We start from the raw sequence: 13,586 nt of genomic DNA, 5'->3' as shown, positions 1-13,586 counted from the left end.
GTATCGCACATATGTTCGATCGATTTCGAGAGGTTGTTCGACCCGTGTTCACCACCTCGACCCCAGCCCCGAAAAGTGAGCAGTGCCACTTGGCGAGTAAACTTACTTCGGAGTAAGTTCATGCCAACCGAACTGCAAAGGAGCAGCGATGAGCGAAGCATCCGCTGACACCGGCCTGCCCGAGACCCGGCGCGGCCGTCGCAGCCGCGACATCACGGGTCGGCATGTCCTCATCACCGGCGCCTCCTCCGGGATCGGCAAGGCGGCGGCGATCGCCGTCGCGGGCAAGGGCGCCACCGTGTTCCTGCTCGCCCGCCGCGCCGACGAACTCGCCTCGGTGGTCGACGAGATCAAGGCCGCGGGCGGCAGCGCCTACGGATACCAGTGCGACGTCACCGATTCCGACTCGGTGGACCACGTCGTGAAGACCATCCTCGACGAGCACGGCCACGTCGACATGCTGGTGAACAACGCGGGCCGGTCCATCCGCCGCGCCATCCACCGCTCCACCGACCGGCTGCACGACTTCGAGCGCACCATGGCGGTCAACTACTTCGGCGCGCTGCGGATGACGCTGGCGCTGCTGCCGCAGATGCGCGAGCGCAAGTTCGGCCACATCGTCAACATCAGCAGCGCGGGCGTGCAGGTGGCGACACCGCGTTTCGCGGCCTACCTGGCCAGCAAGGCAGCGCTGGACAAGTTCGCCGAGGTGGCCTCGGTCGAGACCATGGCCGACGGCGTCACCTTCACCACCATCCACATGCCGCTGGTGCGCACCCCGATGATCACCCCGAGCGGCGACCAGGGTCCCAGCGAATCCCCCGAGTGGGCGGCCGCGACGATCGTGCGCGCGCTGACCGAACGCCCCAAGCGCATCGACGTGCCGCTGGGCACCTTCGCCGAATACGGCGCCCTGCTCACCCCCAAGTTCCGCGACCGCATCCTGCACCGCTACTACCGCGCCCTGCCGGACTCCCCCGCCGCCAAGGGTGAGCAGGTGGAGGACACCGAAGAAGCCGCGGAACCCGCTGTCCCCCAAACTGTCCCGCGCCCGCGCTCGGCGGCCCGCCGGGTCACCGGCACCGCCCTGCGCCGCGCCGCCCGCTGGGTCCCCGGCACCCACTGGTGATCACGACATCGGCCGAGCGAGCCCGGTGATGTCCGGCTCGCCGAACCAGGCCGCCCGAGCAGAGCAGCGAGCTGCGCGGTTCGGCACCGAACGGGACCTCGTTGCGGTACCGGCCGAATGGACGCTCCGTGGCGTCGCGGTTCAGTCGACGGGCAAGGCCTGGATCGTGTCCACCGCGAGGGCGGTTACCGCCTTGGGAGCGGCATTGCAGCTGGGTTGACGCGCCGGAAAAGCGATGGTGCGCACGGTAACCCGCCAACGACGGCCGTCGCGGTGGGTGACCAGTGCGGCGGTGTCGTTGTCGAGGGCAACCGTGAGATCGTCGACGGCGGCGGAAACCCGTTCGCGCACCGCGACTTCCGCGACCTGTTCGACCGGCGAGTAACAGCTGCGGCCACGCAGGCCGGTGTTCGAGACCGCGCCGCGCCGGGCGGCTTCGACCATCTCCGCAGCGGAGGCGGCGTCGAGCCGCCCGTAGGTGAGCCCGGACGGCAGCAGCACCAAGGCGGGCGCGAAGCGGTGACCGCCGGTGTGCGAGCACTCCCACGCCTGCCCAGGGTATTTCGTCGCGAGTTCCGCGGCGATCGGGCGGCCGAGCAGCGCACAGCACTGGTCGCGTTTGCCGTGCGCGCACACCAGCACCAGCGGATCGGCAACGGGCACACCGATTCCGGGCGGCGGACCGGCCAGCAGATTCAGGTCGACATCGAGCAGTTGCTTCAGATCGGTGATCTCGAAACGCTCGCACCAGGACCCCGTCGGCCGCGAGCTGGCGATCAAAACCGTTCGGGTGCCGGTGAATTCATTGCGACCGGGGCGCCGGATCAAGGTCGGGCGCACGTGCGCGGCGGCGGTCCGCACCGCCAGCTCGGGCGTGATCTCCGGGCCGAGCACCTCGTCGCCGATCACATCGCGACCCCAGGCACCGGGGTGTTCGATGCACAACCAGCCGGTCACCTCGGTGGCGCTGCCGGACAGTGGAGTGTGCACCGCGGCGGCGGAGCAGAGCATCCCCTCGAAGCCGGTGTGGTTCACGCTGCGAGGAAAGGATGAACGGCGGCCGCGAAGTCGCGGTAGCGGTCGCGGTGGATGCTGTGACCGCAGGCGAAGGCGGTGACCGTGCAGTCGGCGATGGCGGCGCGCATGAGCGCCAGCTTCGCCGGATCGACCATGCCGCCGGGGCCGCCGCGCAGCACCAGCGTCCGCGCGGTGATGTCGGAGAGCCGATCCCACCACTCCGGGTTCGGCTTGCGGAACTGTTCCAGCGCGGTCCTGGTCATGGACCGGTCGAAGGCCAGCACCGCGCGCGGATGCCTGGCCAGGCTGCTCGTGGCGTGCCACAGCTCGGGCACGGTCGGGAAACGGCGGGTCAGCCGCAGTTCTTCGGCGCCGGACTGCAACGGCAGCGGGCACTCCTCGATGACCAGGCGGCGCACCAGCTCCGGGCGCTCCTGCGCGACGCAGGAGACGGCGTAGCCGCCCAGCGAATGGCCGACCAGATCAACCGTGGACAGTTCCAGCCGGTCGCACAGTTTCAGGACGTCGGCGCCGAATTCGTCGAACCGGTACGAGTCGGTGTGTGAGCTGCGGCCGTGGCCACGCAGGTCGGGAATGATGACCCGGCGGCCCACCTGCACCAGCGCGCGGGCGAACCGGTCCCAGGTGTGCCCGTCCCCGCCCATGCCGTGCACCAGGACCACGGGCACGTCGGCACCCGCGGTCGCCCCCGAATCCCGGTAGGCGATCCGCACGTCACCGAAGGCAAGTCTGGTCACCGCGAGATCCACGATCTTCGAGAGTACTGGGGTTGTCATCTTCCGACCTGCGACTTGTCACACGGATCACGTGAGCCGGGCACCACATCGTAGGTCGCACGCCCTTCGCCGCCCGCGTGTCGAGCGCAGGACTCGGGCGCAATCGCGATGGTCTCGTCGAGCAGGGCAGCCGAAATTGCCTGGCGAATCCCGGTGGGCCGCGAAATACTCCGCGCATGCCGTCATTCGCGGATTACGACCGCCGAAACTACCGCACCGTCGATGTGGCCACCGGATACGACGGATGGGCGCCGACCTACGAGCAGACCGTCATGGACGAGATGGATCTCGCGCTGCTGGCCCGGCTGCGGCGTCCGGGGTGGCCGCGGATACGCCGCGCCGCCGACCTGGGGTGCGGGACGGGGCGGACCGGCGGCTGGCTGCGCACGCAGGGGGTGTCCCATATCGACGGTGTCGATGTGAGCGCGGGGATGCTGGAGCGGGCCGCGGCACGCGGGGCGCACACCACGCTCACCCAGGCGGACGTGCGCGTCACCGGGCTGGCCGACGGCAGCTACGACCTGGTGATCGCCTCACTGATCGATGAGCACCTGCCCGAGTTGGCCCCGTTCTACGCCGAGGCGTGGCGGCTGGCCGCGCCCGGCGCGCTGTGCGTCCTGGTCAGCTTCCATCCGCAATTCATGATGACGACCGGAATGCCGACGCACTACACGCCCCAGGGTGGCGAGCCGGTGGCGATCAGCACGAACCTGCACCTGCTCAGCGAGCATGTGACAGCGGCGCTGGACGCGGGCTGGGTGCTCGCCGAGCTCACCGAGACGCTGATCGACGACACCTGGCTCGCGGCCAAGCCGAAGTGGCGGGACCTGCGCGGGCAGCCCTTCACCATGGCGACGGTGTGGTCGCGGCCCGCTCAGTCGTAAAGTCCTTCGGCGCGCCAGATCTCGTCGTGATAGACGAGCAGTAGCACCCGGACGTCGGGCGGCGCACCGTCCAGCTGGACTTGCGCGCGTGCGGTGAAAGTGGTTGGGGCGTCGGGGTTCTCGGTCGGCTCCGGCACCCACCAGCGCTCGTCCACCGGCCACGGCCCCGCCCAGCCGGTCAGCCGCCACTGCCTGCTGCCCCAGTGCAGGCGGGCGGGGTCGGCGCTGAACAGGGCGCGCTCGGTGACCTGGATCGGCGTGCCGTCCACCGCTTCCAGACGCACCTGCGGCCGATTGAGCAGAAGCAACGCGGGGGCGGGCTCGGGTAACCGGCCCGGCCACGGTTGGGCCGGGTCGGCGGCGGGCACGGGTTCGTCACCGAGCGCGACCAGCGTGATGCGCTCGACGGGCCCGCGGCCGCCGCTGAGCACGCCGACCCGCACCGCTTCGCCACCGAGCAGACCCTGCACCCGGACCAGCGCGCGCCGGGCCCGCTCTTCTTCCTCGCCGACCCCACCCCACAGCCCGAGCTGCAACGCACCCGCCGCCACCACCTCGACCGGTTCCAGGCGCAGCAGGGTGATCGGCGCGGTGGGCCGGTCGCGCCGGGTGAGCCAGCCGTCCAGCTGCCAGCGCACCCGGTCGGCGGTACCGTCCGGGGTCAGCGGTTCCGCGCACCGCCAGATCCGCGAAAGCTCCTCCCCCGCATCGGTTTCCGCGAATATCGATAATCGGGTGCAGGCCAGGCCCGCGTTCGACAGTTCGGCGTGCAGTTGGGCGGCGAGCATGCGGCCCGCGAAAGCGGCGGCATCGACCCGTTCGATCGGCGGGTCGCAGGGATACTGCACCGTTAGATCCTTGGGTGGCTGCCGCGCGGAGGGTGGGCGCTCCGGCTGGGCCTGCGCGCACCGGTGCGCCAGCACCGCGTCGGCGCCGAACCGCGAGGCGACCTCGGCGGGCGACAGCGCGGCGAAATCACCGATGCGGCGTAAACCCAAGCGGTGCAGCAGATCCACCAGATCGTCGCGCTCCGGCGCGGCCAGGCTCGGCTCGACCGCGAGCTCACGCACCGGCATCGGCGCGAGAAACCGCGCACCCGCCCCGACGGGCACGATCGTGCCGCGCCGGGCGGCGATCACCGCCGTGGACAACTCGTCGGCGATGCCGATCTGCGCCTCCACCCCGGTGGCGGCCGCCGCGTCGACGAGCCGCTCGGCCGCCGCCTCCTCGGAACCGAAGAACCGGGCGGCACCGCGCGCTCCGAGCACCAGTAGACCGGGCCGCAGCACCTCCACCCCGGGCACCGTCGCATCCACGGCCGCCACCACCGGCTCGAACAACCGCGCGTCCCGATCCGGATCCGCCTGCGCCAGAAACAAATCGGGACACTTCGCCTGCGCCTCCCGCCGCTTCAGCCCGCGCCGCACCCCGTCGGCGCGCGCGATCGCCGAGCACGCGATCACCCGGTTGGCGAAGAGCACGGCCACCGGCTGGGTCGCGGGCAGCCCGGCCACCGCGGCGGCGGCGACCGCGGGCCAATCCGGACACCACAGCGCCAATACCCGCGCCGCGCCCTTCGCTCGGCTGGGCAGGATCACGGTGCCGCACCGCACAACTCGACCGTCACGACGCCGCCTCCTTGGCCTCCACCGGCACGGCGGTCCGCGTGGGTGTTTCGTGCGCCGCCCATTCGACCCGGCCGGAATTCGAACGGAGGTCGAGGCGGCCGCGCCTGGGCGGGCCCGCCTTGCCGCGCACCTCGACCTCGAGACCGAGGGAGTGCAGGCGGCCGCGGCCGTGCCCGAGGCCCGAGTAGCCGGCGATGCGAGCGTCGAGGTGCAGGGCGGCGCCGGGCCAGCGGCCGTCGGTGACCACCAGGGTGGCGCCCTTGCTGCGGGCGCGGGCGGCGATCACCCGGGTGCGTGCCGGGGCGACGGCGGTGCCGCCGAGGCCGAGCACCACCAGGTCGAGGCCGTCGAGCAGGACGGCGGCCACCTCCACCGGGTCCGGGCCTGGATCGGGGATCACGGCCAGCCGCTCCAGCTGGGCGCCCATCTCCACCGCGGCGAGCAGGCCGAGCCGGGGCACCCCGACCACCGCGGCGTGCCCACCGTCCTCGGTCACCGCGGCGAGCAGGCCGGCCAGCAGCGACCGGGCGCCCGTGTAGGACACGACCGACCCCTTGGTCAGGCCACCGCCGGGCAACAGCGCGGCGAGCGCGGGCGGCACCGCGAGCGACTCCCGGCGCAGTTCGGCGTCCAGCGGTATCCGCTCGGCCGCCGCTTCGCCGCGACCGGGTATCGCCGCCATTCTTCTGCGCAGCTCAGCCACCGTGGGCGGGCTCTCCCGAGCTACCGCCTGCGGTTGTGCCCCCTCCTGCGGTTTCGCATCCGAACCCATCTCTACCACCTACTTCCCACGATGGACCCGAGGCGACGCCACGGAACGAACCCCCAGGTACAGGGGTCAGCACCGATTCAGCTATCGATCCGTATCGAATATACGTTCGATACCTGCTCAGTAGAAACCGACCCCCGGGTTCCGTCAAGAGCCCACCCCCGCACCCACGATTTCGAAATGATGCCGTTGTAAACCGCGGCTCGGTCTGTACGCAGTCGTTATCGCGGCAGCAAGTCAGGACCCGCCCGCGAGCGGGTGTCACAGTGACGACGGCCGCCGACCACGACGCACGCGGCGGCAGACAGATCGACTACCAAGTGCGGCACCGGCGTTCAGGATCGGCAAAAACCAGGGCGCGGTTCGTGTCAGCAAACTCCGTAGGGCACCTTGTTTTCCGCTACCCTCGCACCGTGACCGAACGCGCTCGTCCCATTGTCGGCCCCGACTATCTGGTCGCCGGCCGCTACCGGCTGCAGTCGAAGCTGGGTGGCGGTGGCATGGGCGCGGTGTGGCTCGCGCACGACCGGCTGCTCGACCGGGACGTCGCCATCAAACAGGTCCTCTCGACGGCCGGGCTGCCGGAAGCAGAGGCCAACGAGATCCGCAGCCAGATCATGCACGAGGGCCGGGTCGCGGCCAAGCTCTCGCACGAGCACGCGATCGCCGTGTACGACGTGGTGCTCGAGGCGGGCGAGCCCTGGCTGGTGATGGAGCACTTACCCTCGCGCAACGTGGCCAAGGCGCTCGCGCTGGTGGACACGCTGCCCCCGATCGAGGTGGCGCAGATCGGCGCGCAGGTCGCCGACGCACTGGCCGCCGCGCACGCGGCGGGCATCACGCACCGCGACATCAAACCCGGCAATATCCTTGTCGCCGACCGTGGTCCGATCGTCGGCATGGCCAAGCTCAGCGACTTCGGCATCTCGCGCGGCGCGGGCGAGCACTCCGACGATCCCGACGGTGTCATTGTCGGCACCCCCGCCTACCTGCCACCGGAGGTGGCCCGCGGCGCGCAGCCAACCACGGCCAGCGACGTGTTCTCTCTCGGTGCCACGCTGTACACCGCGATCGAGGGGCAGCCGCCGTTCGGTCTCGACGAGGACAGCGATGTGCTGGTGCACCGCGCGGCCATGGCGCAGATCATCCCGCCGACGCGCAGCGGAATGCTCACCGACGCACTGCTGCACATGCTCGAGCCCGCGCCGCAGCGGCGGCCGACCATGGCCGAGGCCAGGGATGAAATCCTCACCGCGGCTTTCGGTCCCGGTACCGGGCCCTACATCATCGGCGCGCCGGTGCGCACCGAGGACGGCACCATTCCGGCGTGGGCGGCGCGGAATTCGGCCTCCGGCCTGCGCAGTCCGCACTCGACCCCGCTGCCGCGCCCGCACCGCGCCCCGGTGGGCGCCGCGGCGGCGGCCCCCGCACCGCAGCGCAGCAAACCACCGCAGGCCAGCAACGCGCCGCTGGCCATCGCCATCGGACTGCTGATCGGTCTGGTCATCATCATCGCCGTCATCATCGCGGTGATGTAACCTCGGCGCGGATCAGTCGATGCGCCGGTGATGGGCCCAGCGGGTCAACGCATTCCGGTTCGACTGCTGGGTTTTGCGCAGCACATTGGACGCGTGGGTTTCCACGGTCTTCACCGAGATGAACAGGTTTTCGGCGATCTCGCGGTAGGTGTAGCCGCGGGCGAGCAGCCGCAGCACCTCCAGTTCCCGCGGGGTCAGCGAATCGAGTTCCGGGTCCAGCGGTGGCTCGGGCACCTGCGATTTGCCGGTGAACGAGTCGAGCACGAACCCGGCCAGCCGCGGGCTGAACACCGCGTCGCCGCCGGACACCCGGCGGATACCGTCGGCCAGTTCGGCACCCGAAATCGTCTTGGTCACATACCCTCTCGCACCCGCGCGGATCACCGCGATCACGTCCTCGGCGGCATCGGAGACGCTGAGCGCCAGACACACCGGCCCCTCTTCGATACCCGCGAGCACCGCGACGCCACCACCATCAGGCATGTGCACATCGAGCAACACGACATCCGGCTTGGTCGCCTTGATCCCGGCGATCGCCTCGGCGACTCCCCCGGCCTCACCGACCACTTCCATGTCGGTCTCTCGGCTCAACTCCGCCCGCACACCCGACCGGAACACTGCGTGATCATCAACCAGAAAGACCCGCACGGCCAACTTATCCGCCTCTCCGCGTATTCAGGCCAGACCTAGGTGCCGCGATAGTAACGTCGGCGGCTGGCAGTGACGCAGTGGCCAGGTTAGCCCGTACCCGATGAGTTACCCATGTTCGCACGAAATCAGTTATCCGGATGCAGTCCGGTCGCCGCGACGTACGGCGGAGCTGGCGAATCGTCCGGTTTCTCAGCCGAGTTCGCTTCGGCTACCGTTTCCGGCTCACCGGAATCCGTGCGCGGCATCATGATTCGCACCTCGGTGCCGCGGCCGGGAGTGGACAGGATCTCCACCTGGCCGCCGCGGCGTTCGATCCGGCCCCGGATGGATTTCGCCAGGCCCTGCCGGTCCTGCGGCACGGCGGCGGTGTCGAAACCGGCGCCGCGGTCGCGCACGAAAATGCTCACCTGGTGCGGTTCGGTCTCGGCGAACAGGTCGATCTCCGGGACACCCGCGTGTTTGGCGGCATTGACCAGTGCCTCCCTGGTGGCACCGAGCAGCGCGGTGAAATGTTCCTTGGGCAGCCCGGCACCGGTCTCGCCGATATCCATCGACACATCGCCGACGGTCACCGGGGTCACCTTCACGCCGTGCTGATCCTCCACCTCGCCCGCGATGGTGCGCAGCGCGGCGGCCAGGCTCGACTGCGCCGGACCGGCATCCTCGAACAACCATTTGCGCAGTTCCCGCTCCTGGCTGCGGGCCAGCCGCACCACCTCCTGCGGGTCACCGGCCTGGCGCTGGATCAGGGCCAGCGTCTGCAGCACCGAATCGTGCAGGTGCGAGGCGATCTCCTCGCGCTCCTCATTGCGGATGCGCGCGGAGCGCTCGGCGTTCAGTGCCCGCATCATCCGCAGCCACAGCGGAACCGTCAGCAGCCCGGCGCCGACCAGCGTGACGGCCACCGCGATCAACGCGGACCCGAGCGAGCTCAGATCGATCCTGGCCAGCACCACCACGCCGAGCCCGGCCACGATCAGCGTGCCGCCCGCCACGATGCGCGCCCACGTCACCACCGAGGGGCGCGCGGGCAGGCCGAGCAGCGACCTGGGGCCGTCGGCGTCGTACTCCCGCCACACCAGCGCCGCACCGATGGCGACCACGATGATGGGAGCGATCACGCTCGCCGCGGTGCCGCTGAACATCCACGACACCCCGATGGCGAGGCCGACCCCGAGGATGGCGAGGCCGATCGCCTGCCGCCGTTCGGAACCGGGCGCCTTCGCTACATCCGAGCCGCCCGGCGTGAAGATCCACAGCAACCCGTACGCGACGATGCCGGCCCCGGCCGCGGCGAGCAGCACGAACGCCATCCGGACCTTGAACACGTCGACGCCGAGGTGATCGGCGATCCCGCCCGCCACACCGCCGATGATCCGGCCGCCCGAACGCCGCACCATCCGGGCGTGCGGCGGCGGCCCGGGATCGAACACCGGCGCAGGCCCGAAACCGCGCGCGGCCTCGAACCCCCGCGCGGTATCGAACCCTCGGGTGTCGAACGAGGGCGCAGACGGGTACATGCATTCGATAGTGGCACGATCCGCCGACAGCTAGCCATCAGGAATCCCCCTGATCTTCTGCCGGACCTCGGAGGACGACCTGACCGGGCGAGTCCAAAAGGTTCAGTAAATTCTTCAGGGTTATCCCCGATGTGCGGATGTGCTGGTCAGGCACACTATGGGAACCATGACGAAAACGAGCTTCGGGGATCAGCTCCAGCAGATCTGGCGTACGCGCCCGGTGCGATTGCCTCGACAGGGACCGATCGCCGGCGTGGCGGCCGGGTTCGCGCAGCGGTACAACGTCGATCCGGTACTGGTGCGGGTGGCCTTCGTGGTGTCCGCGATCTTCGGCGGCTCCGGAGTCGTGCTCTATCTGCTGGCCTGGCTGCTGTTCAGCGCCGCCGGTGACGAGTCGTCGGCGGCGGAGTCGCTGGTCGGCAAGGGGCACAGCTCGCAGTCGCAGACCAAAACGATCGTATTGATCGTCGCGCTCGCCATCGCGGTGAGCACGATGGGCCCGGTCGGGGTCGGCCTCGGCGGGTCGGGACTGATCAGCATGGCGTTGATGCTGGCCGGCTGGTGGATGATGCACCTGCGCAATCCGGAACCACCGCCGGGGACCACCAGTGAGTTCAGCGGGTACCTCGCGGACAACGGGATCATGGCGACCGGCTACCCGGGTGCGGTCTTCCCGCAGGGTGCGCCGCGCCCCACCAGCGACGTTTATGTACCGCCGACCAGCGTGTACACGCCGTACACCAAGCTGCCGGACGCCTATGTACCGGAAACGTCGGGCACCGAAACCGTGCTGCCGCACCAGGATTCCGGAGCGAGCGAAACCGGCCAAGCCCACGAGGCCGGCACGGACCTGCTGCGCAAGCGAGACGCGAGCGATCAAGGCTCTGCGGCAAGCGATTCCGCGGCTCCGTCCGAAAAGAGCGACGCACCAAGCGGATCCAACGCGACATCGGACACTGTCCTGCTCGACAAGGGCGGCAACACCACCGAGGTCATCGACCAGCGAAGTGCCGCAGCCCCAACGGCTTCCGCCCAGGCCGGCACTCCGTCACTCAGCAAAGCGGCACCGAGCTCGCCCGCCGTGCTGAAGCCGCCGACCCCGGCCACCCTCGGCCGCACAACCCCGCCTTCCTGGGATCCGCTCGGCGTCGCCCCGCTCGCCTGGGATCTGCCCGAGCCGACCCCGGTGCGCACCCTCGTCGCGCCGCCGCCGAGGCGTCCACGCTCCCGGCTGACCCCGGTGGTGCTCGGCCTGGCCATCCTCGCCGCCGCCGGCGCGGGCGCACTGGCCGCCTCGGGTGTCGAGTGGATGACGCCCGGCCGGATCGCGGCCGCCGCGCTGGCGGTGATCGGGCTCGGCCTGGTCCTCGGCGCGTTCCTGCGGCGCGGGTACGGCCTGCTGGTGCTGACCGCTCCGCTGGCCGGGTTCGTCCTGCTCGCCTCGGCGATCGGCCCGATCGACTTCGACCGCGGCGCGATGGGCGAACACGTCTGGACACCGACCGCGGTGAGCCAGTTGGAGTCGCACTACACCGTCAACATGGGATCGGGCACGCTGGATCTGCGCCAGCTGAACCTGACCGAGAACCGCACCGTCGACGTCGAGGTCCGGATGGGCGACTTCCAGGTGTGGCTGCCGAACAACATGAAGGTCGACACCCAGTGCACCCAGACCATGGGTGAGGTCAAGTGCGTCAACGGCCTGACCGGCCCGACCACCGAGGGTGCGCCCGTGCTCGATCTGAATATCAATGTCCGAGCCGGAAACGCGGAGGTGCACCGTGGCTGACAAGTCCAACGAATCCACCGAGTCCCGCCGCGGCCCCTCCGCCTCGCTGCTGATCGTCGGCCTGCTCGCCCTCGGCGTGAGCGCCTGGGCCTTCGTCGGCCCGTCGTCGTGGCCGACCACCAGTGTGGTCCCGGTCGGCTGGATCGTGGTGCTCGCCGCCATCATCGTCGGCATCGTGCTGGTGGTCTCCCCACGCAAACGCGGCTGATCGAAGCGAAACAAAGAATGGCCCGTCCATCGGACGGGCCATTCTTGTTGCGCTAGTAGGGATTCACTCCCATTCGATGGTGCCGGGCGGCTTGCTGGTCACATCGAGGACGACCCGGTTGACCTCCGGCACCTCGTTGGTGATCCGGGTGGAGATCCGCTCGAGCACCTCGTAGGGCAGCCGGGTCCAGTCGGCGGTCATCGCGTCCTCGCTGGACACCGGGCGCAGCACGATGGGGTGACCGTAGGTGCGGCCGTCGCCCTGCACGCCGACGCTGCGCACGTCCGCGAGCAGCACCACGGGGCACTGCCAGATCTGCCGGTCCAGCCCCGCCGCGGTGAGCTCCTCGCGCGCGATGGCGTCGGCCTGGCGCAAGGTGACGAGCCGGTCCTCGGTGACCTCACCGACGATGCGGATGGCCAGACCGGGTCCGGGGAACGGCTGGCGGCCGACGATCTCCTCGGGCAGCCCGAGCTCGCGGCCGACCGCGCGCACCTCGTCCTTGAACAGCAGGCGCAGCGGCTCGACCAATTCGAATTCCAGGTCGTCCGGCAGGCCGCCGACATTGTGGTGGCTCTTGATGTTCGCGGTGCCGCTGCCGCCACCGGACTCGACGACGTCCGGGTACAGCGTGCCCTGCACCAGGAATTCGACCTTCGGCACGGTGCCGCCGCCCTGTTCGACGACGACCTCGGAGACCGCGTCCTCGAAGGACCGGATGAACTCGCGCCCGATGACCTTGCGCTTCTCCTCCGGGTCGGTGACGCCCTTCAGCTCACCCAGAAACTTCTCGACCGCGTCGACGGTCACCAGCTTGGCGCCGGTCGCGGCGACGAAGTCCTGTTGGACCTGCTCGCGCTCACCCGCCCGCAGCAGGCCATGGTCGACGAACACACAGGTCAGCCGGTCCCCGATGGCCCGCTGCACCAACGCGGCGGCCACCGCGGAGTCGACACCGCCGGACAGCCCGCAGATCGCGTGCCCGTCGCCGATCTGCTCGCGCACCGCGGTGATCAGCGAATCCGCGATATTGGCCGGGGTCCAGGTGGCGCGGATGCCCGCGATCTCATGCAGGAAGCGGCTGAGCACCTGCTGTCCGTGCGGCGAGTGCAGGACCTCGGGGTGGTACTGCACGCCGGCCAGGCGGCGCGCGCGGTTCTCGAACGCGGCGACCGGTGCGCCCGCGGTGGTGCCGGTGACCTCGAAACCCTCGGGCGCGTCGGTGACCGCGTCGCCGTGGCTCATCCAGACCGGCTGCAGGGTGGGCAGTCCGCCGTGCAGCACGCCACCGTCGACACTGATCTCGGTGCGGCCGTACTCGCGGGTGCCGGTGTGCGCGACCGTGCCGCCCAGCGCCTGCGCCATCGCCTGGAAGCCGTAGCAGATGCCGAAGACCGGCACGTCGAGATCGAACAGCCGCGCGTCCAATTGCGGTGCGCCCTCGGCATACACGCTGGACGGGCCGCCGGACAGGATCACCGCGAGCGGCTGCTTCTCGGCGATCTCCTCGACGGTGGTGGTGTGCGGAATCACCTCGGAGAACACACTCGATTCGCGGACCCGCCGGGCGATCAGCTGTGCGTATTGCGCGCCGAAGTCGACGACGAGGACCGGTCTCTGTGTATCTGCCACGGCCATAGTTTAGTGAGCACACTT

The 13,586-nt window shown here is 70.1% G+C and carries 12 protein-coding genes; 5 read left to right on the top strand and 7 right to left on the bottom strand.

Features of this window, described 5'->3' with window-relative positions; translation table 11 throughout:
• Positions 1 to 148 precede the first annotated feature (148 nt).
• A complete protein-coding gene (locus IBX18_RS14330) occupies positions 149 to 1,129 on the top strand; it encodes an SDR family NAD(P)-dependent oxidoreductase (RefSeq protein ID WP_194834143.1) in 981 nt (326 codons plus the stop codon).
• Between the two features lie 141 nt (positions 1,130 to 1,270).
• Here the strand turns inward: IBX18_RS14330 and IBX18_RS14325 are convergent, their stop codons facing one another.
• Positions 1,271 to 2,140: a sucrase ferredoxin gene (locus tag IBX18_RS14325; protein ID WP_194834350.1), complete on the bottom strand. Its 870-nt coding sequence runs from the start codon at positions 2,138 to 2,140 to the stop codon at positions 1,271 to 1,273.
• Between the two features lie 20 nt (positions 2,141 to 2,160).
• A complete protein-coding gene (locus IBX18_RS14320) occupies positions 2,161 to 2,943 on the bottom strand; it encodes an alpha/beta fold hydrolase (RefSeq protein WP_194834142.1) in 783 nt (260 codons plus the stop codon).
• A 176-nt stretch (positions 2,944 to 3,119) separates the two neighbouring features.
• Here IBX18_RS14320 and IBX18_RS14315 point away from each other — a divergent pair, with 176 nt between their 5' ends.
• Positions 3,120 to 3,827 carry a class I SAM-dependent methyltransferase gene (locus tag IBX18_RS14315; protein WP_194834141.1) on the top strand — a complete coding sequence of 236 codons (708 nt, stop codon included), beginning with the start codon at positions 3,120 to 3,122 and terminating at the stop codon, positions 3,825 to 3,827.
• Here the strand turns inward: IBX18_RS14315 and IBX18_RS14310 are convergent.
• Positions 3,818 to 5,440 (bottom strand): DNA polymerase Y family protein, encoded by a 1,623-nt coding sequence (locus IBX18_RS14310; RefSeq protein WP_306796261.1) that lies wholly within the window; start codon positions 5,438 to 5,440, stop codon positions 3,818 to 3,820. The two genes, IBX18_RS14315 and IBX18_RS14310, sit on opposite strands and share 10 nt — an antisense overlap.
• 10 nt (positions 5,441 to 5,450) lie before the next feature.
• Entirely contained in the window at positions 5,451 to 6,227 is a 777-nt protein-coding gene (locus tag IBX18_RS14305; RefSeq protein WP_194834140.1) for a hypothetical protein, read from the bottom strand.
• Between the two features lie 410 nt (positions 6,228 to 6,637).
• Here IBX18_RS14305 and IBX18_RS14300 point away from each other — a divergent pair, with 410 nt between their 5' ends.
• Positions 6,638 to 7,762 (top strand): serine/threonine-protein kinase, encoded by a 1,125-nt coding sequence (locus IBX18_RS14300; RefSeq protein ID WP_194834139.1) that lies wholly within the window; start codon positions 6,638 to 6,640, stop codon positions 7,760 to 7,762.
• Positions 7,763 to 7,774: 12 nt separating this feature from the next.
• Here IBX18_RS14300 and IBX18_RS14295 read toward each other — a convergent pair whose 3' ends face one another.
• A complete protein-coding gene (locus tag IBX18_RS14295; protein ID WP_107660037.1) occupies positions 7,775 to 8,410 on the bottom strand; it encodes a response regulator transcription factor in 636 nt (211 codons plus the stop codon).
• Between the two features lie 128 nt (positions 8,411 to 8,538).
• Complete coding sequence (locus IBX18_RS14290; protein ID WP_373889189.1) at positions 8,539 to 9,933, bottom strand: PspC domain-containing protein; 1,395 nt, start codon at positions 9,931 to 9,933, stop codon at positions 8,539 to 8,541.
• 157 nt (positions 9,934 to 10,090) lie between these two features.
• Here IBX18_RS14290 and IBX18_RS14285 point away from each other — a divergent pair, with 157 nt between their 5' ends.
• Positions 10,091 to 11,722, top strand: a complete 1,632-nt coding sequence (locus tag IBX18_RS14285) for a PspC domain-containing protein (RefSeq protein ID WP_194834138.1) — start codon at positions 10,091 to 10,093, stop codon at positions 11,720 to 11,722.
• Entirely contained in the window at positions 11,715 to 11,930 is a 216-nt protein-coding gene (locus IBX18_RS14280) for a hypothetical protein (RefSeq protein WP_147143800.1), read from the top strand. Before IBX18_RS14285 ends, IBX18_RS14280 begins: the two co-directional genes overlap by 8 nt.
• Positions 11,931 to 11,993: 63 nt before the next feature.
• On the opposite strand, the gene guaA is transcribed toward IBX18_RS14280, so the two are convergent.
• On the bottom strand, positions 11,994 to 13,568 hold the full coding sequence (gene guaA, locus IBX18_RS14275; RefSeq protein WP_194834137.1) for a glutamine-hydrolyzing GMP synthase: 1,575 nt from the start codon (positions 13,566 to 13,568) through the stop codon (positions 11,994 to 11,996).
• Positions 13,569 to 13,586: the final 18 nt, after the last annotated feature.

Origin of the sequence: Nocardia sp. XZ_19_369 (assembly GCF_015355715.1) — a bacterium.
Taxonomy (GTDB): Bacteria; Actinomycetota; Actinomycetes; order Mycobacteriales; family Mycobacteriaceae; genus Nocardia.
This window is presented reverse-complemented; position numbering and strand designations above follow the sequence as displayed.

Excerpts from the sequence above, each read along its gene's own strand:
- IBX18_RS14330 (WP_194834143.1), top strand. The coding sequence starts at position 149 with ATGAGCGAAGCATCCGCTGACACCGGCCTGCCCGAGACCCGGCGCGGC.
- IBX18_RS14315 (WP_194834141.1), top strand. The coding sequence starts at position 3,120 with ATGCCGTCATTCGCGGATTACGACCGCCGAAACTACCGCACCGTCGAT.
- IBX18_RS14305 (WP_194834140.1), bottom strand. The coding sequence starts at position 6,227 with ATGGGTTCGGATGCGAAACCGCAGGAGGGGGCACAACCGCAGGCGGTA.
- guaA (WP_194834137.1), bottom strand. The coding sequence starts at position 13,568 with ATGGCCGTGGCAGATACACAGAGACCGGTCCTCGTCGTCGACTTCGGC.
- IBX18_RS14290 (WP_373889189.1), bottom strand. The coding sequence starts at position 9,933 with ATGTACCCGTCTGCGCCCTCGTTCGACACCCGAGGGTTCGATACCGCG.
- IBX18_RS14325 (WP_194834350.1), bottom strand. The coding sequence starts at position 2,140 with ATGCTCTGCTCCGCCGCCGCGGTGCACACTCCACTGTCCGGCAGCGCC.
- IBX18_RS14320 (WP_194834142.1), bottom strand. The coding sequence starts at position 2,943 with ATGACAACCCCAGTACTCTCGAAGATCGTGGATCTCGCGGTGACCAGA.
- IBX18_RS14285 (WP_194834138.1), top strand. The coding sequence starts at position 10,091 with ATGGGAACCATGACGAAAACGAGCTTCGGGGATCAGCTCCAGCAGATC.